Raw genomic sequence first — 21,515 nt, 5'->3', positions numbered from 1 at the left:
ATCGTAAGATGCAGAAGGAAGTCACTAAAACGTTTTCATTCCACTTACTGTTTCAATTCTAGAATCGCTCTTGCCACAATAGCAAGATCCACGACGTCTATTTTACCGTCCTTGTTGACATCCGCCGATTTGATTTGCTCCCAGTTCGGATCTGCTGACGTTTTACCGTAGGAAGCCGCAACCATACCCAAGTCGCCGATGCTGAGCTTGCCGTCTCCATTCGTATCGCTCGGTGAAGTTGTAATGACCGAGGACGTGAACGCTTGTATCGCTGCATTCAGATCCGTTACTGCATGATCCACATCGTCCTGTGTTGCTGCCGCATTGCTCAGAACGGTATTCGCAGCGGTAATCGAGGTCTGCAAAGCAGCCTTCGCTGCCGCCGGATATTGACCCGGTAGGGTTCCCACTACAGCTGCATCGTACTTGCTTTGCGCACTTGCAATCGTGGCGCTCAGCGCGGTTTTATCAACTGCGATAATTTGCAGCTGATGTGCAGCCCCTGCAACTGTAGTTTCTTTGCCTTGGCGGTCGGCTACCACAAGCTTCGACACGCTAACTGAAGCGACCCCTGCCGCAGCTTCTGGTTTTATCTTGAACGTCAATTTCATCAAGTCTTTATTTGGAGCCGATTGGTAGTCGCTTAAGTGTACGCCCAGCATGCGAATTTGTCCCGGCAAGGACACAGAATCGACTATAATGAATTTCTCGCCGTTCAATGACACCGGATTCGACACAAGCTCCAGCTTATAGGTATCATACGTGACTGTTACGTCTTGAGCGGCAACTTCGCCAACGATATGCTCTAGCCCGTAAGTGAAATCCACCGTCATTCCTGTCGATGCACTGATCGGACCGCTTAACTTCGCCTTAGCCGGCTGCGGTAATACAGTAACGGAAATAGATGCTTTCAAGTTATTGGGATTGGTAACCCCATCGACTGCAGCCAACGTTCCATTCAGCGTGTAGGTTCCAGCCGCGTTGCCGTTATACTCACTGCCGTTCCACTGGACAGCAATCGCTTTTGTTGCATTGTTGCTCAAGTTGACTGTTGCTGTTGCCGGTAATCCCAGCTGTTCAAAGCCCGTTCCATAAGCAACGCTCAAAGGCTGCGGCTGAACAACGGATACAATCGTAGAAGCAGGAGCAGACCCATCATAAATGAACTCAACATACTGTAAGTTCGTATTCAGACCATCGAATTTCATATAAACATTTTGTAAACCCGTTGCTTTTGTTTTGTCAACAAAATTGGTCGCAGCTCCGAGATAGTTCTCCAAATAAGGATTGTCCCCTACTTGCTTAGTGCTGGCGATTCCATAATTACTCCAAGCAGCGCCAGCCTTCTGATTAAAATTAATGCTTGCAAATTCGTTATTGACATCAAAAGAACCACCGCTGTATAAATCGCTGTATGCTCTTCCTTGTGTCGTTGCGCCTTTGACTGGATTGCCAGTATTTTCAGCTTCCGTATAGAATCTGAAATATGGCATAGTGCCGCCTTCGCGAGCATATTGAACTCGAACTTCAACAAGATTCGTCAAATCAATTTTGCCGAAATAAGTGATGTCATTGGGATTCACATAGCTCATAGCGTCCGTACCGCTTTCAAATCTGAATCCGCCGTTCGATGTGAAAATCCATGGCGCGTTATACGGATAAATTCGAATGCCGTTTGTCACTTTTTCTGTCGCTTTTGGAGCCACACCCTTCGGCATGACTGCAGTTTTCAAGTCGGTTACTGCAGCCGCTAAATCAGCGATTGCTTCTGTTACTACCGCGTCGTTAATCGGTTCAGCTAATACAAGCTTAACGTTCGCTAAAACAGCGCTGAAGCGCGCTTTTTTATAAACGCTATAAGGGCTCAAATCCAAACTCTCAGCTGCTCGAATAGCGTCTGCTAATTTCGAAGTGTCCGCACCGTCCTGCTTGAGCTGGAATTTCAACCAGTTCAAGTCGATACCGGCACTTTCAAACACAATCCTTAATGTGTGCTCACCTTTGGAGAGCGCGACATCCGGGATTTTGAACGTAGCCCACTCGCCTTTTGTAGTCGTGAGGTCAAACGTTCCAAGAAGATTGGCGCCATCATAGAGACCAAAGGACATTTGAGCGACGTCAGACTGGCTGGATCGAATGCGGGATAAAATCCTATACTCACCAGCGGTTGTAACGTTCACCTTGTAGGAGATTGCCTCGCCCTTAGCCGTATTGGTATAACATAGCCCTCCGTCAACATCATTACAGGCTACCGGAGTGATCACCGAAGTGATAGCAGCAGATTCTGTTTCTGCAACCTTCAATTTGGTGTTAGGCCCGATATTCGTAACTCCCGCAGTTACACTGTCCATATTAAAACGAACATAATCAAAATCCGCATAAAATGGATCGGTAAGCGTTTGACTTCCATTCGAAGCTAATAGCCCGAATTTCGGGTTGGCATAATCCGCCGTTGTATTCCCTAATGAAATATAATTCGTACCATCCGCGCTGACATAGCCAGAGTAGACGTTACCTAACCTTTTCAAACGTAGATAGATTTCTGTCTTCTCGCCGAATAAATTAGCAATCTGACTAGCAGAAAGCTGCCCGATGCTTACAGGCATTACACCGCCGGTTTCCTTGACCATGCCTATTATTTTTCCTTCACTGTATTCATACTTCACAAATATATAATTATTGTTATCCTGTGAAGCGGTAATACCGACGGCATTGTAATTCTGATTGGGCGTTTTATTCAAGTTAACCTTGACTGTAGCTTCCCAGTTTCCGAAGGCTTCCTGTTGGAAGTAATTTTTCAGGTCCGTATGTTCACTCCAGAAATCGCCTCTTTCCCCAATGATTCTTAACGATCCGGGCTTTGCGGTTAACGACCAGTTAGCTTTGTTTTCACTGTTCGTCGCCGTTTCTTTATTGATTGTCCAAAAACTGTTTAATGCTGTCGCATTAAACTCATCGCTCTGCGGTATTTTACCGAATTGAATCACGTAGGTATTGGCCTGATCGGAGCTTATCGCTTTAATAGATACTCTTCTGTTCGCTGTATCAACCGTAGCAGTTGCCGTTACTCCTGCATTTGTCTCAAAGGCAACTTCAGGCAAGCTTGCCACACTGTTAACACCCACATCATAGCTCAATCTGGTTTCTCTAAAGCCATCAATTGGTTTACCGTTAATCGAAATATTTTTCAAATATGCATAGGTTGGATTTTCAAATATAGGCTCCAAACCTTCTTCTGAAGTAAAGATAACCTTATAAATTCTTTGCTGTCCACCAGCCGTAGCCGTAATGACCGCCGCCGGTCTGCCAGGACTCGCCTGCACAACATCTACGACTGCCCCCCCCGTCGCAACGGCCTGAACTTCCGGATAATGAGACAATGCCGCGTCACCATACGCTTTATAATCCAATTTTAACGGATTAAAGGTCTTAATGTTCTTACCGCCTACTGTAATGCCGCTGAGAACTGGATCGCCCAGCTTCGCAGTGTCAACTCTAAACCAATCTTTACCCGGCGTATAATCAACCTTGTATTCGATATTTGCTGTTCTTGCGAAGGCAGGAGACAGCATCAGGAAACGGCTGATATTTTTGGCGGAACGCTGCAATTCGCCTAAAGTAAGACTTCCATTCGTAAGCGATGCTACTGTGTTGAAGGTGCTACTCCCACGATTCTTATGTGTTTCCGCAGCGCCATCGGGAATGACCATGTAGACATCGTTCTGAGCGCGAACCATCGCTTTGCCGTTCAGTTCATCAAAACGATTCGTTGCTGCATAGAATCCTTGATCTTCACTCAGCCTAGCCCACCAATCTGTCATAACAATACCGTCAAAGCCCCACTCACCGCGAAGGATAGTTGTATTCAAATCGTAATTGCTTGAAGCCCAGGTTCCGTTTACTGGACCGTATGACGTCATAACGGAACGCGCTTTGCCGCTTTTCACAGCCATTTCATATCCTTTTAAATAAATTTCACGAAGTGCTCTTTCCGAGATAAGGCCATTGACAGAATGGCGTGCAGATTCCTGGTTGTTAGCGGCAAAGTGCTTCAATGTAGGAGTCGTGCCGTGCCGCTGCAATCCTCTCGTTTGCACGATAGCCATCATCCCTGTTAGCAGAGGATCCTCCGAGAAGTATTCAAAGTTTCTTCCATTCAATGGATTTCTGTGAATATTAATACCAGGTCCAAGTATGGTGTCGATATTGTTAAGACGCATTTCCTTGCCCAAGTTGAAATATAAGCGCTCAACAAGCTCAATATTCCAGCTGCTAGCAAGCATCGTACCATTGGGAATGCTCGTTGCCCGTTGGCTATCGGTCTCCATACGGATTCCGGAAGGGCCGTCTGCCGCACTGTCGATTGGAAGACCAAATTTCAATAAATTCTTCGTCACACCGCCAAACGCCGCTGCAGTTCCTGCTGTTACTTTAGGGCTGGACATCCCTTCTCCTAAAATAATAGCTCCCAAATCATTATTGCTAAACTGGGCAATAAACTCATCCATCGTCACTTTTTTATCATAAACATCTACTAATTTGTAGCCTTTATCGCCCGTTTGCGCGATAGCCGCAGGCAGGTTATCTTTAATTCTTTTCGTCAGATCAATTGATCTTGTTGGAACCGCTTCAGTGATGCTATTAAACGTGCCGTCTACTTTCAAAGTGCCAGGTTTTATGCGATCAAATGGTTTCGTAGGCGCCAGCGCTTCCTGCAGCTCCTTAACAACCTTTAAATCAGCAACTTGGTAGGCTCCTGCTTTGACGGAATCCCTCACACTGTTTCCAACATAAATGTTGTAATCTCCAGCCTCTAGCACATAAGAGGAATCATGACCTGTAACCCCGCTGTCATCATACGAAGCCATATCGTTAATATCAAAGGTAATCGCCATTTGCTGCGAATGCCCAGGCTGAAGAATGCCGGTTTTGGCAAAAGCCACCAATTGTTTGGCTGGTTTGCCGAGCTTTCCTTGAGGCGCTCCGTAATAAATCTGAACGACCTCTTTACCTCCAACCTTGCCTGTGTTGTTAACGGTTACATTTATGGTAATTTCTTTATCATTGCTCTTGATGCTATCCGTAGTCATCTGAAAGTTGGTATAGGATAGCCCAAACCCAAATGGATAGAGCACCTTATCCGGAGCAAAGGTTTCAAAATAGCGATAACCGACATAGATATCCTCGGCATATTTATTCTCGGTTTGGCTGCCGAAATTAGCTGTGGATGGATAGTCGGCAAGTGATTTTGCAATCGTATCACTCAGTTTACCGCTCGGCGTTACGTCACCGGTCAATACATCGGCAACAGCGCTTCCGCCTTCCATGCCACCCTGCCATGCGTATAGAATGGAGGCTTTCGGGTAGTTTTTAGCCCATGACATATCAATCACGTTCGCAACGTTGAGAACGATGGCAACTCGATCAAATTTGGCATACACCTGATCAAGCATAGCAACTTCAAGGTCTGTCAGCCGGTATGCGCCCTTCTCGTCCTTGTTATCCTTATCTTCTCCAGCTGTGCGTCCGATAATCGCAATCGCTGTATCGGATTTTGATTTTGCCGCGTTAAGGATATCAGCAGTTAAAGGCATTTCCGCTTGCGACCACGGCTCAGCCGCCCATCCGCCGCCGCCATTGTCAAATGGATGCGTTTTCACCCAATCCGTATACACTTTGGCTAAATCTTCGTTGACTTGCACACTCGGATTATTGCGCAGGCCCTCTAAAATTCCGTTGACATAATCTACTCTGACAGCACCGCCAGAGCCTGTGCCGGATTTGTAATAATGCGTTTGAATACGGCCAAACACCGATACGTTCTCACTTTTTTTGATCGGCAGCACTTTTTCGATCTCGTTTACCTGAGAGCCCGCTGTCTTATAATCTGGATTTTGAAGCAATACAATGCCTTCGGCAGCTACTTGCCTAGCCACATCGGGCAAACCTGGAAGCGCCTGTGCCGAAACAGGCGTATAACTTTGTGGCGCGATGATGGATGCTGCCATTACCAAACTAAAAACCCATTTAAACAAGCGCTGTCCTGACATTTTTTTTTGTTTCTTCATTCCTGTAACCATTCCTTTCCTCCTTCTTGTTCATCATCATCCTTGCCATTTTGGTAGAATCAAAGAGCTTGGCGAAGCGTCTAGTTCGGAAACTTTTGAAGGTATCATTTCAATCAGAGTTCACCCCCTTCATGCATTATTGATACAAATCGTATCAGAAAAGACAAAAGTAACATGCATTCTCCCCGCAGCAAGCTGCGGGGAGTTAGACCCTCAGAAATTAAAACGCTTTCAAAGTTATTATCTACTAATCCTGTTGTGATTAACATTCGAAATCCTCTTATTTTATATGAATATTCTACTGATTTGGATCCAGGACTACATATCCTTCCCGTATTTATACCACGAATCCAGAGGAGAAAATACTCAAGATCAAAAATGTTATTGATAAAAGAACGATTCCAACGATCCCTTTTGTGCGTATTACAGAGATATAAATAGGGAAGGAGACGAATCATCGCCCCTCCCCTGCAAAGCTTATAGTGTTCCTAGTACTTTTTGGGCTACGGCAGCCAAGTCAATAAGATCAACGACACCGTCGCCATTGATGTCCGCTACTTTGTACTTCTGCCAATTGCTGTCCGATGAATTCTTGCCGTAGTATGCCGCTACGATTGCGAGATCGCCCACCGTAAATTTGTCGTCGCCGTTCACATCACCCGGTCTGCTCGTAATCACGGATGAGATGAATGTTTGCAGCGCCGCATTCAGTGCTGTCACCGCTTGATCCACTTCCGCTTGAGTCGCCTGAGCATTCACAGCTACCGCAGAGGCTTGATCGATTGCCGCTTGCAACGCTGCTTTCAAGCCTGCCGGATACTGGCCGGAACTTCTGATTCGCCTGAAACAACTGATAAGGGGTTTCCAGCGGATAGTCCAAAAAATCAAGCGATTGCTGATAGAGCAAAGGCCAAGTCAGACGGTCAACCTCAGCTAAATTGGCGTCCAGCGCCCTCTGCGTCTGTTCGACGGTTTGCAGCAAATATTGACTGACCTGCTTTTGTGAAACTTCGTTTTCCTTGTTGTAGGTAATAACAGCTATGGTTAACGGAAAGATCATCAGCAGTAAAAAAACGGAGAGCAGCAGCGAGCGCATCGATATCGTTTTTTTGATCATGCGGCGGTACATCTCTTCCTCTCTGTGCATCGACAATTTTGAATGCTCTTACAGAAAATGTGAGAAACGATACATTCGGTATCATATCAGCATCTGTTTTTCGTTTGTGAAAGAGATATTTTGTGATCGAACATAAGAAAAACGGCTTCGCCGCCCTGACTAATCAGCCTCTTCTTAGCGGCAAAACCTAGTAAGGGAACTAGGGGACGCTAATTAGACAAAAAGTAGGGATGCGAGGGTAATAGAGGAACTACAGGGTCTTATTTCCACAAAAAGTGTAAAAATCCCCATATAACAGCAAAATAGCGGACTGTAGTTCCCTCAACCTCCCGAAAATGACACTTTTGGCTATAATAGCGGACTGTAGTTCCCTCCCTCTGTTCGCACAGGGCTGCCGGAGTAACTCCGCGTTCACTTCAAAACATATAAACTCTTATATGTCGAGGATAAACGACCCCGTCGTCTTATTAAGTCAAAAGCTTTATCCCATTCCCGCGTCACAGTCATAACCACCGATTTAGCCGGTGGCTTCCATTTAGCCCTATAAGGGCTTGGTACTGGCAAGCGCCTAAAGGCGCACTGAAAATCTGTCAACCGCGTGGTGCCTCAGGCTAGCCCCTTATAGGGACTCTTTACACGGACGAGGCAGGTACGGAGTATATGGATGATTTTTAACCTTTTACTACATTCATCCTATTGATATTAAAGCCACCATCCTCAGAGCGTTTGATTTCCCGCCGGCAAGTTAACTCTTGCGTTCCCCCCAGTTATGTCCTAGAGCAAGCGCCAGCAACAAAGATGAGCTGCTCAGAACAACTGTCAAAAAAAACAAGACCATCAAAGCTCTTCATAATGCTAGGACGATAATAAGGAATATACGCAGCTATGAACCAGATCGCGTTCAATCCGATCGGTATATTCATTGGGAACAGCCCTTGCCAGTCAAAGTTTTGCAAAATCCATCCGCTGATCGTCGTGCTAAAAGCCGGAGCCAGTATGGCTGCCAGTCCCCACATGCCCACAGCTATTGGTTGTTTATCCTTCGGAATAATTTGATAAATAATGGCCATGGTTGTTGGAATAATCAATCCACTGAATGCCTCCTGCACTACTCGAACACAATCAGGGAACTCTCGTTCCATGAAGCCGTACACAAAGCAGAAGCAACGATGAAGCCGATCAACGTAAAAAGATATAATCTCTTATAGCTGAATTTCTCTCCCAAATCCCCAACAAGCGGCGCCGTTGTTCCCATCGCAAGCATAAATCCGGTTAAAATTCCACTGAACGGAACTCAGCGTTGTATTAAAATGAGTCGTTAGAATCTCAAGTGCGAGATTAATCATCAGCGACTTCGACTTGAGATGGTTCCCGTTATCTTTGATGCTACGTGCCGATCCATCAAGGATTAACGGTTGCTAGGTTCCACCATTAAGTATCCATAAGCTTTTCTCCATACTTATGGAGTCTTTTTCTATAAGTAAAATTTCATTTAGCTCCCTTGAAAGGGGGTATTATGTTATTAAAGTGCTAATATGGTAACTAAAATTATAGCGTTAGTAAGTCAATCTTTCCTATAATGGTCACACACTCAAATTAATGATACTCCCGTTCATACATCCCCTTTTGCTACTACCCAACTATACTAACCTGTTTCGATTACTTTTTTAAAGTCCATTAAACAATCCAATCCAATTCATTCCATTCCACCCTATCCAAAAGACAGCTTAGTCATTCCTTACGTAAATAAAGATAAGGACGTATTTTCGCGCAACGAATATTTCCAGCATAGCAACAGGCTCATGTCTGTAAGCCATTCTGATTGAGAGGAGGTAATAAAAGGAACAGTTCCGATGGAGAGGAGGCGATGCAAATGTAAACCCTGCGGAATTCCCTTGATCCTATTATTAAATAGAAAGGTTGGGAACAAATGAAAGGAAAAATATCGATATTAACGCTAGTTATTTCTCTATTTGTAGGTATACTGGGTTCTGGATTACAGGTATCCGCGGACAGTCCAAATTATTATCACACCAGTGGTAACCGGATTGTGGATTCTGGCGGCAACACCGCCATTTTTAACGGCGTTAGCTGGTTTGGATTTGAAACGTCAAATTTAACGCCACACGGATTGTGGACCCGTTCAATGGACAGCTTACTCGATCAAATGAAGGGGAAAGGCTACAATCTGCTGCGTATCCCTTACACTAATGAGATGTTTCTGCCAAGTAAGATGCCTAACGGGATCGATTATGCGAAAAACCCCGATCTGCAGGGGTTGACGCCAATACAGATCCTCGACAAACTGATTGAAAAGGCAGGCATAAGGAAAATGAAGGTATTCTTGGATCGTCATCGCCCGACATCTGCTGAACAGTCGGAGTTGTGGTACACTTCAACAGTTTCAGAAACGACTTGGGTGGAAGACTGGAAAATGCTTGCGCAGCGTTATTTAGGCAACGATACGGTAATCGGGGCAGATCTGCATAACGAACCTCACGGAAACGCTTGTTGGGGCTGCGGAGATTCGGCTCGCGATTGGCGTTTGGCCGCCGAACGTGCAGGCAATGCCATACTAAGCATTAATTCGAATTGGCTTATCATTGTCGAAGGCGTGTCTTCTAATGTCCAGGGTCAAACCGGCAATTATTGGTGGGGCGGCAACCTGAAAGGCGTACAGAATGATCCAGTACGCTTGAATGTCACAAATCGCGTCGTATATTCTCCCCATGATTATGGTCCGGGTGTATCCAATCAACCTTGGTTCTCTGAACCGACATTCCCTAACAACATGTCGAACATTTGGGATACGTATTGGGGATACGTTCATAAAAACAACATGGCGCCGATTCTCATCGGTGAATTCGGCGGCCGGAGCGTCGATACGACGTCCATGGAAGGCAAATGGCAAAATTCGTTAGTCGATTATATTAAAGTAAACGACTTGTATTGGACGTATTGGTGCATCAATCCAAATAGCGGCGATACCGGCGGGCTGCTGCTGGATGATTGGGTTACCTGGAATCAACCGAAACAGGATATGCTTAACCGCCTGATAGACGCGCTTCCCATGCTGACGGCTCCGACTGGCCTGACAGCAATGTCTGGCAGCTCGCAAGTCACGCTGAGCTGGACAGCTTCGACCGGCGCGACAAGCTACAACGTCAAACGCGCAACGACAAGCGGCGGTCCGTATACGACCGTGGCGACCGGGGTTAGCGGAACGAGCTACTCCAATACCGGCTTGACCAACGGAACGACGTACTATTACGTCGTAAGCGCTGCGAACAGCGCAGGAGAAAGCCTGAATTCCGCGCAAGTGAGCGCGATGCCTCAAGCTGGCGTAACGATACCAGCTACGCCGACTGGCCTAATCGCTACAGCGGGCAATGCGCAGGCAGCTCTTAGCTGGACAGCTTCGACCGACGCGACGAGCTACAACATCAAACGCGCAGAGTCAAGCGGTGGGCCGTATATGACGGTGGCAACCGGGGTTAGCGGAACGAGCTATACAAACACCGGCTTGACCAACGGAACGACATACTATTACGTTGTAACCGCAGTGAACAACGCGGGAGAAAGCCCGAATTCCGCACAAGTGAGCGTAACGCCGCAGGGAACGCCCCCTAAGAGCAATCTGACAGTACAGTACCGAGCAGCTGATACCAACGTCAATGACAACCAGATCAAGCCTCATTTCAACATCAAGAATAACGGTACAACTGCCGTTAATTTAAGTGACCTTAGCATCCGTTATTACTTTACTAAAGATGGCACTCAAGCGATGGACTCATGGATCGATTGGGCGCTGGTCGGCGGCACCAATATCCAAAGAACATTCGTCAGCGCCACCGGCACCAATACGGACACTTATGTCGAGCTTAGCTTTACTTCAGGAGCCGGTTCGATTCCGGCAGGAGGACAGTCCGGCGATATCCAGCTCCGGATGTCCAAAACCGATTGGTCGAACTTTAACGAATCGAACGACTACTCATTCGATGGGACGAAGACGTCGTATACGAATTGGGACAAAGTAACGCTCTTCCAGAACGGCGCTCTTGTCTGGGGGATTCAGCCTTAAGATCCATGAAACACTTTGGTCCTAAACTTATAACACCCTTACCCATTTTAGGTCGGTGTCTGAGATTTACCACGCTATCACCTACCGTTGATCTTGTTGATTCCGCTCCTAGAATGCCAAGTTCTGTGTAGAAAGGCATAGTATAATCAGTGGATAACTGATTGTACTATGCCTAATCATTTGTTATTAAGCGTTAAACCGTGATCCGATTGGACAACCGATCAATGAAATGCTCTAAGCGGGAGTTCAAGGCTTCGATGTTGGCCCAACCCTTCGATGCAAGCAGTGTAAACAAACGTCCCGTGTAAGCTGATCCGCCTTCATCCTGCTGTAAAGGCAGTGTTCCGGATGTATAAACAAGGATACCTTCTCCAGTAGCGGGGTCGTAGAGAAGCCCCTCCTGTCTTAACAGGCTACACACTTCTGTGAAATCGCATGGCTTATCCGATATCCATTTGAGATACCGTGAAAACAATTTGACTTCTCGCAGCATTGGTTCCAGAAAGGAAATATACGTAGACAGCGTGAATCTTCCGTTAATTTCAATAATCGGAATGAGCGTGTCGTCCATTGTAATAATGGAGTCAATGCCCGCAACTCCGGTATAGCCCATCTGATACAGATAAGATCCAATCTGCTCCGCATATCCTCGGTACTTCTCGATAATCTCTGGACTCAGATCAACCGGAATTTTGGAACCGATGTATACGGTATCCCTTAGAACCTGCTGCTTCAGTGAGAACATCTCCACGGAGCCATGGGGTGAAATATAGATTTGATAATTCAGATCCGCCTTCTTCTCATACCAGCCCTCTACGAGCCAACGCGCATTCGAATTCTGCCTCGCGCTTCTCGACAAGCGTGTGAGCAAAGACGAAAGCTTATCCGTGTTGTCAATGATATAGAGCCCTTTGCCCGAGGCGCCGTGCGGTTCTTTAATTATGACTTTTTTGAAATTATGTGTGCTTCCCGTCAATTGATGATAGGCCTCTCTAATTTCCTCAATATCGCTGCACACAAAGCCTAGGCAAGTAGCCAAACCGAGCGTTTCGGCAATCTCCCGATTGAACACTTTATCATTGACCTTGGCTTGTAACTCAGACGGAGCTCCCATGAGGCACAGCCCACAACGTTCCGCAATTTGTTCCTCCAAATATGTGACCCCGTAAGGTACAAAATAGACATCTTCCTGCTCCGCCGCTGCGAGTTCAAGCGTCTGCATTAGCTTTTCATCTCTCAATACCAGCTCAGCAATCGGTGTGAGTGCATCCGAATGCTCAGGTACAACAAGTCTTGGGATCGAGAATCCCCACTGTCTAAGCTGTTCGAGATAGGCAGGATCCGGCTGCTCACGCAATATGAGGATATCCTGCTCACGGCACAGCAGCAAGTTCATCTCCTCCACCCGATTCACGATACGATCCTCGTTGCGGTCCACAATACCTGCCTGAAGACGGTTCCAGTATTTCTCCGCACCTATGTTCAACAGCCAAATGATAACACCCTTCGTTCGTTGAACGGTCAAATATTCAACCAAATGGAACGTTTCGGCCATACCTTCCACTCCTTTCGAATCAACAAAATGAATGCTGTCCTCTTAGAAAATCAGCATAGTGGCCTCTCTCCCTCAAGACCGTAATTTCCCCATCCAAGCAAATAATCTCCGGAGGCAGCACATGACTGAGGAACAAAACGGGGCTGTGCGTCAGCCCGTAAGCTCCCGATTTGTCAATAATAAGCAGATCTCCAGGCTCGGCAATAGGCAGCATCACCTTTTGTCCCAAGACATCAGTAGGGGTACAGAGTGAACCTACGACATTTACCTCTTCCAAATTCCCTTCTTTTTCAAGCAGTCGCATTGGGAAATTATTCCTTACATATCGTCCCAAAAAAGCAGTTGAAGCATGCTGATTCGAGCCACCGTCGCAGACGATGTATTTGCTTCCCTTGCTTTCTTTGACATAGAGTACCTTCGTCATAAACGAACCCGCTTCAGCGAGCAGAAATCGCCCGCTTTCCACACCAATTCGGACACCATCCAGCCTTTTCTTGTATCTCCCCCACACTTCGCTTAAACCGCCTTGGAGTCGATCCATCTCCAGATAGGACTCTCCTTTGAAGTAAGGGATGCCAAATCCCCCCCCCAAATCCAGAAAGTCAAGTTGAAAGTGATACGTATCCATCAAATCCACAGCAAGCTTCATGATTTCATCCACCGTCAAGACGATATGATCCGCATCCAGCATCTGGCTGCCTGAGAAAATATGAATCCCACGAATACGAACAGATGGTAATGCTTGAATGATATCCATTGTTTCTTTTAGAATGGACTGGTCGATACCGAACTGCGTAGGAACTCCGGTCATTTTCATGCCTGCACCATTGATATTGAAGTTTGGATTGATCCGTAGCGAAATATTCACCTTGCGCTGCCTATCACTTGCTAATTGATGAATCAGCTTCGCTTCTTCAACCGATTCGACATTGATACTGTAAATGCCCGTTTCAATCGCATAAAGTAGATCCTCGCACGTCTTTCCAGGACTTGTAAAAATGATTTGGCTCGGATGAAAACCGGCCACTAGCGCCATATATAATTCCCCGGAGGATGCAACCTCTATGCACGATCCCAATTTCTTGAATAGCTGGCATATACCCAACAATGGATTAGACTTAACCGAATAAAAAATCTCGAATGGTTCAGGCAAGCAGTTTTTCAATAGCTCATATTGCTGCGCAATTTTGTTCCCATCGTAGATGTATGCAGGAGTGCCGTAGATGTTAGCAATATTCTTCCATATATGTTGATTCATACTCATCATTACCCCTAGCCAGAAATATGGACCGATCTCTAAACCCGTGGTACCTTCCATCATGAAAAACAACGGCGTCGTTGTAAAACAGCGAATTTGTTTCGAAAGCATTCATCCATGTGATGATTTCCGTCTCTACTTGATCATCATTGAAAGCCACGATTAGCAAGAGTCGCTCGCTATAATAAGGATGACGACATTTAATAAATGTGAAATACGTCCCTGCAAACATCTGCTCGCGGTAAATAAGTCTTTCTTCATCCATATTAATGTCTAATTTATTTAACAGTTTTTCTTGTTTCTTGCTCTTGCTCCTGGCATCAATGATAAACACATGGTTGGTATGAGTTTGCCTCTCCTGCTCCCAATCCCAATCTTGCTCGTTGCCTGTCTCGTATTTGTAATAAATGTAGCGGTCTTTGATCGGATTTTGCAGCAAATAGGCAAGCTTGCTAACCATGCTCCGCTTGCTTGGATTACTGCCTTCAGGCTTTATAATCGTACAAGCGTTCAAATAGATTTGCTTGATCCCCATTCGTTCCTCATCTACACCGATGGCATGATACTTTCCTTCGAACTCTTGTTCGGTCATAGGGATGACCTCTACCCTGTAATTATTGGGCTGCCAGCTTACCCAAAGTTTGCAATAAGGAGCTAGAGCCACTCGTTGAACAGCGCCATTCACCGCAATTTCTATCCTATCGGCGAGGATCATCTTCTCCCTGTTAAGAAGTAAACTGAAGCATTCGATATTGTTCAATTCAATTTCTATTCGATTAGGGGCTATCTTCTTCGCCAAAATCTGTGACGGCTCTTCCAGATCGTCAATTGCCTCTACCTTAAGCCAATAGGTTTTGTTGTATCCTGGTTCAAGAACGGAAAGCTTGAGCTCTTCAGGATAAGGATCTCGCTGCTCGGCAATCAGCTTATGTAGTAACATCTTGGAATTCAATACAGCATTGAACTCGTTATGCATAAAACCGTGAATTATACGCGTTGTTGACTTGGGCAGCCTTTTTAGAAAGTGCATGATTCGCGTAGAGTTAAAAAACCAGTGTTCGGTGCTCGTCAACCCCAAAACAGTCATATTGCTCATATTATCAAGCTGTGCATATTCAGGCTCATTAATATTTAACCGCATATCCCCAATAACGCTGGCGATCCCTGCAAATGTATCCGGCACTTGCATCGCCATGCGAAGTGTTTTGGAACCACCCGTACAGTGACCGATCAGATAAACGCGGTTCCGATTCACGTTGTAGGTCTCTGTAAATCTATTGATCATACGAATGACGTTGACGTCGTCGACATAATTCAACCTGCCGATCCCAACGATGCTGATGATAATAGCTTCCGATATTGTACTGCGTTTCACCCAAGGGAGATCCACCGGGTAAGATCGAGCTAGTGCATCGTGGAAATAGACGACCAATGGGTATGATGCATCCTGGTCATAGTCATCTGGCAAATGCACCGTGTACGCAGCGAGCCGATCTCCGTTTGGCTGGGGTTCATAAACTGTGAAACTCGATCCAAACACATCTCGATAGGTCTGTTTAACCTCCTTCTCAGAAGAGGTTGCGTATCGAATGAATTTCTCCAGAACTTGAAATAGAGTAAGGTAACAAACATTCGGCACATACTGGTTCAATGCCTTGAAGGCATCAGGGAGAACCACCATCTCTTTAATGGTCTTGACCACAGAATGATCACAGTCCTGCCGCTTCTCCACTTGCTGGATAACCTGGTCAATGCTGCTCTGAAATTCGCCGTAATACACATAGACCTCGCCTATCTTGGGAGCATCTCCCACTCTTTCGGCGCGTATGCGGAGCAGGCCGTTAAAGTTGTCCTGCCATGGAAAGGCCGCAACCGAAGAAGCAGCCAGCTCCTTATCCTGCAATAGAACTCCTGTCGCACTGAAGATGCTGACGTGAACAATCTCAGTTTCAGTTTGAGGACCCACATATTGAGGTAGAACGATCACGTGTAGTTCCTCATTGGGCATGTAAAATACACGTTCTGGGAAAAGGCTGTAGGATTGCCTATACGCGTCCAATAAATCCTCATCAATAAATTCCTTGCCGTTGACCTCTAAACAGTCAACCGGATTGAGCTTAACGATGATTTCCTGATTAGATAAAGGCATTCTCAGAGCAAGGGGGCATTCGAATAATACGGTATTGCTTCCTTCTCGAAACCGGTACAAAAAGAAGTAATCTTTTATCAAATAATCGTGATTCCCTGTTATGACAAGCTGTCCATTGATCCACATTCGGGTTGGTGTTGGGAAATAGGTAATCACATTGACTAGAATATCTTGCTCTTTCTGGCAATACACCGTGTTTAACCCATACATATATTTATCTGGTTCAATTGTAAATAGGTTTTGGGGCGTGTTCACTTCTTGGTAACGATTAATCATTTCGGCAATGTAATGTCGCCAATTCGCTTCTATTTCTTCCCGGGGAATCACAAGAAGCTCGTTGAAGTACAGCAATCGGGCTTCCATGTCCAGATAAGGCTCGATTCCCATTGGCTGGACACCATTCATAAATTTACTTCGCACCAGCCACCGGCTTAGTGCATTCGGGATGTCTCCAGCAAATGTGATCGGGCAGTGGCTGTTGGAAACCAACTTTTCCAGATACGCTTGCAATTCCATTCCAATTACCTCGCCTTCTCCTTGTGTTTCGTTAATGAATACTTCGTTTCACGATAATGAGAGTAAGACATTTTTTTATCGATAAATCCTTCAATATGTTTATACACATCAACCGAATCTTCCCCCACAACTACGATGTTCATCTTCCTTTTGCGCAGGTGTGAGAAAATTCGATAGTACGCCCTGCTCATCTCCTCCAGATAAGATAAGTCTGTAACTTCCTTAGACCTATTCTTCCTCGTATGAAACAAAGTCTTCCCTCGACAGCGAATGCGCTCAAGGCATACTAGTGGCGATGTATCGTAAAACAGCACTACATCTGGTTCCCTAACCCATCGGCACAGTATCCACCCGAGCCATGTCATCGCACCATTCACATCATCCCTTGTCATACCCGTATATACGTATCTATCCATGATCACAATTTTATTCTTCCATATGGATGGCCAAACAATGAACAGGTAATCGATGATGAAGCTAAACCATTGCAGTAAGCTATACACATTCGATGTAAGTAGTCCGATGCGATCCAGCTTTTTGACTATTGATCGGATAGCTGTGTTGGCATTCCATTCGATGATAACTGGCGAGAGATCTTGTGCAGTTAAATAACCCCGCAGTTTGGCAATTCCCTCGCTTTTTCCCGAACCGCTAATCCCTTCGTATACAAGCAATATACCCTTCTTGTGATTTGGGATAAAGGCGCTGTTGTTCATATCATTTTTGGCATACTGCTCATTACTTGATCCAAACAATTGTATCGTTTCAAATCAAAAAAGCGGGTGATCAAGTCCTTATTCCACTTGTACACGAGTTGAGCGTTCGAAGCATCAACAACCTGCTCCAAATAATCGGTATTTGTCGGTTTGATGGCGTTCAACATGTCAATAAAGCCTTCATACTCATTTAGAATCGGGAAGAACACTCTCGTATGCTCCAGTGCATAGTAGGCTTCGTTAATAATTTGATTATTCGTAAGGATGGCTACAAATTTGTCCCAATTCAGATCAATATGTGGATCCGTCAGGAAACCGTAAATGTCCACGAATTTGTATAGCCCTAAATCACGCTGAAAATCTACCCAGGTTATTACAGCTGCTTCCTTGAACAAATGAACACACAAATGCGCCAAAAAATACTCTTTGGGCAGAGAACTAATTTGCTCTCCTGCATCAAATTGATACGCTTCTGCCTCTTGGATAAAGTTATCTACTGCTTTCTCCGTGCCTTGTGCCATCCAATCCAGCGAAAAATTGATATCAATTTCGATCAGATTGATGCCCGGCTCTTGAATGGCTTTACGGTACGGAACAACCTCGCCGTAGTTCATCCGATGGTTCAGGATTTCCCGGCGGGTGGCAGGAACGACAACACGTTCATTCTCATCATAGAACCCTTGAATAAACCCAAGTTCTTTCATGACATTGCCGCACGCCGTCAGATCACTCGCTCGCAGCAAAATATCAATGTCACTGGAAATTCGGCAGCCTATCGGATAGATGGAGTGCGCAAGAATAGAGCCTTTCAAGAACGCGTGAGGAATCCCGCTCATATTCATTGCAGCAGCGATCTGCGAGATGTAGTGACGATGCGATTGGGTCCGCAGCCTCTGTATTTCATAAATCAGGAACAGACCGAATTCGAATTCTCTGTTAAAAAAAGGCATTTCGCTCTTACGCAATACATGATACGCAATACCAGCTGTTCGGTTGTAGACCAGATGACCCAGTATTTCCGCCCAGTCCAATTTCTGGGTCACCAGCTCTTTCATACGTTCAGCGTTCGGATTGCGAAATTGCGACAATTCCAATACGAGTTCCTGCTCTAATGTCTTGTTCAAACGAATCACTCCTTCTTCGAATAGATGCTTAACTTACACGAATTGTTTTCTGATGATTTTACCAACGGCATTGCGGGGAATCTCCTTGACAATATGAATGGCATCCGGGTACTGGTAAGAAGCTAGTTTTCTCTGGCATATTTGCAGAACATCGGCTATCGTAATCATGCATTCAATATCTGGCACTAACATAATTTGAATCTTCTGCCCGTACTTGGGGTCCGTGATACCGCTGACGACAACCTCGCGAATACGCGTATCCTCCAATAGAACCTCTTCAATTTCTTTTGGGTAAATATTCATTCCCGCGCGGATGATCATATCGTCCTTTCTTCCCGAAATATATAGATACCCGTCTTCACCTTCATAGACCATATCCCCGGTGTGCAGCCAGCCTCCTTGCAGCTTAACCGCCGTTAATTCCGGTTGGGCCCAATAGCCAAGAAATATATTAGGCCCTCTTACAAGCAGTTCGCCGCTCTGTCCGTGCTTCATTTCGTTTCCCTCTTCGTCGATGATTCGGATCGCTATGCTCGGTAAAGGTATCCCGATACACCCCTCTTTCGCTGTAAAATGACAAGAAGGCAAATACGAGATTCGAGGCGCTGCTTCTGTCTGCCCATACAGCATATAGAAATGAACATGCGGAAATTTTTCACTGATCTTGAGGGTTACCTTTTTATGCAAATATTCTCCCATAAGCGCCACTTGACGGAGAAGCGGCAGGGAATGATCTGATTTGTCTAAAGCCAATTGATACAGAATCGTCGGCGTTGAACAAAATACAGTAATACCATTATTTTCCATAAAATACAACATTCTTCGGGGCACAAAAGCTTCATGATAAAACGTCAGCCGAGCGCCGGCTATGATTCCGTACAGAAATTCGCCGGTCATCACCGATGCGTGACTTAAAGAACGATGGATTAGCAGATGATCATCTGACTTCAAATCAAAATAAGACTGTATGTCTTGGATGTTTGCCCAAACATTCTCATAAGTCAGCACTGCCCCCTTAGGTAATCCCGTGCTTCCTGACGTATACATAATAAAGCTAGGCGGCAGATCCGGCATTAACCCGCTCCAACTCATCTCTCGACTCCGACGCTCTGCACTCAAGCAAACCCCCTGATCATCGATGATCGTGGTTCCAGCCGACTTACACGCTTCAATGAGTAACTCCGTAAGAATCGAGGCTTGACTCGTGTATAGAAAATCAGGCTCGGTATGCTTGATAATCTGTGAGCAGCGCTGCTCGCCATACTTCAGTGTCATCGGTATGATCGTCAGTTGAAGCTTAATGAAAGCAAGCACATACAACGCTTCAAAGAATGGATGGTCATCCATGACAGCAACTTTGCTGCCTGCCGGGATAAACCTACCAATCTTCAGTGCCTTCAGCTCTACACACTCCAAAATTTCCGCATATCGCATGGTCGAACCGTCCTGCCTTGTTAAAGCAGGTCCATTCCCGTTCACCCGCATTGCACATTTCAGCGCGCTCCATAAGCTCATATCAACCAGCTCTTTTGGATATCGTTTTATTCGTAAGCGCGGCCAAATCACCAACATTACGCAGGGATTCCATACCCAAATCGGATTCGTCAAAGACGATGTCGCAAAGCTCCTCGATACGAACAAGCAGTTCCACGTATTTCAAAGAGTCGATTCCCAAGTCCGTCAGCATCATGTCATCCGTCAATACATCCTCCTCGACACCTATTGCAATTTCGTTAATAGCTACTTGAATTTGTTGTTTCACATTCATTGTGATCACTCTCCTTTTTTGATTGGGCCAACATGCAGATTCGAAGCTGTTCCACAACACGGCTTTCAATTTCGATAATTGCTTGCAGGTTGCGTTCCAGATCATCTAACAATCGGGGAGCTTTGCTAATAGCCAGTTTAAGTGCTAAATTGGCGCAAATATCCCATCGTTTGGCTGATTCCCTTAGTTGATCGCCAAGGATGGTCACTGCCTCTTGCGGCAACATATCGGCGATTTCCTCCACAAAGACAAGGAATCGATTTCGCCCTCGAGCTACCCTTTTGAGACACGTGTTGTAATATTCCCTAAAGAAGAGAGCCACTGTTTCATCAATGGGCTGTTCTTTCCTGAGCAGTATGCTTTTCCTAAAGGCGTCAATACGTCCTAGACCGGTTTCTCCAACATTATGAGACTGTTCTCCCCTCATACGCGTATAGCTCTCTTGAAGAATTGCTAACAGCTTATCCTTCGTTATTTGGAACTCCCGTCCCGTATCGAATTCCATCCAAAGGTGACGAATGGGCCTTCTATACTCCCCAACAACCGAACTAATGCGCGGTGTATCAGATAGTCTCGCTTGCATGAACGCGTCCATCGGGACTTTACCGTCAAAATCGCTGCTGGAAAGCAAGTATTTATCAAAAATATCGTAGGTCTTCTGCTCATAGTCATAACCTGTAATGACAACTGCATGTAGACCATGTTCTTTCAGATACGCTCTGTGATAGCTCATATAATACAGATCCACAACAGCAGCAACAGGTTTATCTCCATCAATCAGTTCTCTTACTCGATCAGAAGCTACCTCGGGATCATCATGGATATGAAGACTTATCTGTATGCGATCACTATGCTCTAAAGCGCCTTCTGTCTCTTGACTCCCGTTGAAATAAGTCGTCTTAGGAAAGTACGCGAACTCCAGCGATGAATTTAACTCCGATTCTGTGAATTCAACAGATGTCGAGTACCTGTACATGTAGGTGGTACCCATATAACCCGTTTCTTCGTTAAACATGAAGGATAAATAGTCAGCGAGTACGATATTAGGATTATGCCCTTGATGAGCCAAGCACGCCCCATAAGCTGCTGCAAAGCAATCGTTGATGTATGTCTCATAATATCTCGGTACATTTTCAACTGAATTTTTCATTTCTAGCATCCTT

General features: G+C 45.5%; 12 protein-coding genes. 1 reads left to right on the top strand and 11 read right to left on the bottom strand.

Annotation, left to right across the window (positions count from 1 at the left end):
* Window positions 1-44 precede the first annotated feature (44 nt).
* From IEY34_RS36640 to IEY34_RS08635, 3 genes are all read right to left on the bottom strand, one after another.
* Entirely contained in the window at window positions 45-6,080 is a 6,036-nt protein-coding gene (locus tag IEY34_RS36640) for a glycoside hydrolase family 3 N-terminal domain-containing protein (RefSeq protein ID WP_229757533.1), read from the bottom strand.
* Between the two features lie 465 nt (window positions 6,081-6,545).
* Window positions 6,546-6,788, bottom strand: a complete 243-nt coding sequence (locus IEY34_RS08645) for a dockerin type I repeat-containing protein (protein ID WP_189010331.1) — start codon at window positions 6,786-6,788, stop codon at window positions 6,546-6,548.
* A 1,164-nt stretch (window positions 6,789-7,952) separates the two neighbouring features.
* The gene (locus IEY34_RS08635) at window positions 7,953-8,273 is read right to left on the bottom strand and encodes an MFS transporter (RefSeq protein ID WP_189010327.1); all 321 of its coding nucleotides are present in this window, start codon (window positions 8,271-8,273) and stop codon (window positions 7,953-7,955) included.
* Window positions 8,274-9,115: 842 nt separating this feature from the next.
* Between IEY34_RS08635 and IEY34_RS08630 the strand changes: the two genes are divergently transcribed.
* Window positions 9,116-11,266, top strand: coding sequence for a cellulase family glycosylhydrolase (locus IEY34_RS08630; protein WP_189010325.1), 2,151 nt, complete (start codon window positions 9,116-9,118; stop codon window positions 11,264-11,266).
* Between the two features lie 193 nt (window positions 11,267-11,459).
* Here the strand turns inward: IEY34_RS08630 and IEY34_RS08625 are convergent, their stop codons facing one another.
* The 8 genes from IEY34_RS08625 to IEY34_RS08590 are packed head-to-tail and all read right to left on the bottom strand — an operon-like array spanning window position 11,460 to window position 21,502.
* Entirely contained in the window at window positions 11,460-12,821 is a 1,362-nt protein-coding gene (locus IEY34_RS08625; RefSeq protein WP_189010323.1) for a preATP grasp domain-containing protein, read from the bottom strand.
* Between the two features lie 19 nt (window positions 12,822-12,840).
* Window positions 12,841-14,079, bottom strand: coding sequence for a type III PLP-dependent enzyme (locus IEY34_RS08620; protein ID WP_189010321.1), 1,239 nt, complete (start codon window positions 14,077-14,079; stop codon window positions 12,841-12,843).
* On the bottom strand, window positions 14,048-16,744 hold the full coding sequence (locus IEY34_RS08615; RefSeq protein ID WP_189010320.1) for a hypothetical protein: 2,697 nt from the start codon (window positions 16,742-16,744) through the stop codon (window positions 14,048-14,050). The genes IEY34_RS08620 and IEY34_RS08615 overlap by 32 nt, the downstream gene beginning before the upstream one ends.
* 5 nt (window positions 16,745-16,749) lie before the next feature.
* On the bottom strand, window positions 16,750-17,418 hold the full coding sequence (locus tag IEY34_RS08610) for a dTMP kinase (RefSeq protein WP_189010318.1): 669 nt from the start codon (window positions 17,416-17,418) through the stop codon (window positions 16,750-16,752).
* Between the two features lie 38 nt (window positions 17,419-17,456).
* Complete coding sequence (locus IEY34_RS08605) at window positions 17,457-18,584, bottom strand: nucleotidyltransferase family protein (RefSeq protein ID WP_189010316.1); 1,128 nt, start codon at window positions 18,582-18,584, stop codon at window positions 17,457-17,459.
* Between the two features lie 33 nt (window positions 18,585-18,617).
* Window positions 18,618-20,099 (bottom strand): class I adenylate-forming enzyme family protein, encoded by a 1,482-nt coding sequence (locus IEY34_RS08600; RefSeq protein WP_189010314.1) that lies wholly within the window; start codon window positions 20,097-20,099, stop codon window positions 18,618-18,620.
* A gap of 1 nt (window position 20,100) precedes the next feature.
* Window positions 20,101-20,352, bottom strand: coding sequence for an acyl carrier protein (locus IEY34_RS08595; RefSeq protein ID WP_189010312.1), 252 nt, complete (start codon window positions 20,350-20,352; stop codon window positions 20,101-20,103).
* Entirely contained in the window at window positions 20,318-21,502 is a 1,185-nt protein-coding gene (locus IEY34_RS08590) for a BtrH N-terminal domain-containing protein (protein ID WP_189010310.1), read from the bottom strand. Before IEY34_RS08590 ends, IEY34_RS08595 begins: the two co-directional genes overlap by 35 nt.
* Window positions 21,503-21,515 lie beyond the last annotated feature (13 nt).

The sequence above is a fragment of the Paenibacillus marchantiophytorum genome, assembly GCF_014640555.1.
GTDB classification, from domain to species: Bacteria; Bacillota; Bacilli; order Paenibacillales; family NBRC-103111; genus Paenibacillus_E; species Paenibacillus_E marchantiophytorum.
This window is presented reverse-complemented; position numbering and strand designations above follow the sequence as displayed.

What these genes read in the sequence shown, in the direction of transcription:
- IEY34_RS08590 (WP_189010310.1), bottom strand. Translation starts at nt 21,502, where the DNA reads ATGAAAAATTCAGTTGAAAATGTACCGAGATATTATGAGACATACATC.
- IEY34_RS08595 (WP_189010312.1), bottom strand. Translation starts at nt 20,352, where the DNA reads ATGAATGTGAAACAACAAATTCAAGTAGCTATTAACGAAATTGCAATA.
- IEY34_RS36640 (WP_229757533.1), bottom strand. Translation starts at nt 6,080, where the DNA reads ATGGTTACAGGAATGAAGAAACAAAAAAAAATGTCAGGACAGCGCTTG.
- IEY34_RS08625 (WP_189010323.1), bottom strand. Translation starts at nt 12,821, where the DNA reads ATGGCCGAAACGTTCCATTTGGTTGAATATTTGACCGTTCAACGAACG.
- IEY34_RS08615 (WP_189010320.1), bottom strand. Translation starts at nt 16,744, where the DNA reads ATGGAATTGCAAGCGTATCTGGAAAAGTTGGTTTCCAACAGCCACTGC.
- IEY34_RS08600 (WP_189010314.1), bottom strand. Translation starts at nt 20,099, where the DNA reads ATGAGCTTATGGAGCGCGCTGAAATGTGCAATGCGGGTGAACGGGAAT.
- IEY34_RS08630 (WP_189010325.1), top strand. Translation starts at nt 9,116, where the DNA reads ATGAAAGGAAAAATATCGATATTAACGCTAGTTATTTCTCTATTTGTA.
- IEY34_RS08620 (WP_189010321.1), bottom strand. Translation starts at nt 14,079, where the DNA reads ATGAATCAACATATATGGAAGAATATTGCTAACATCTACGGCACTCCT.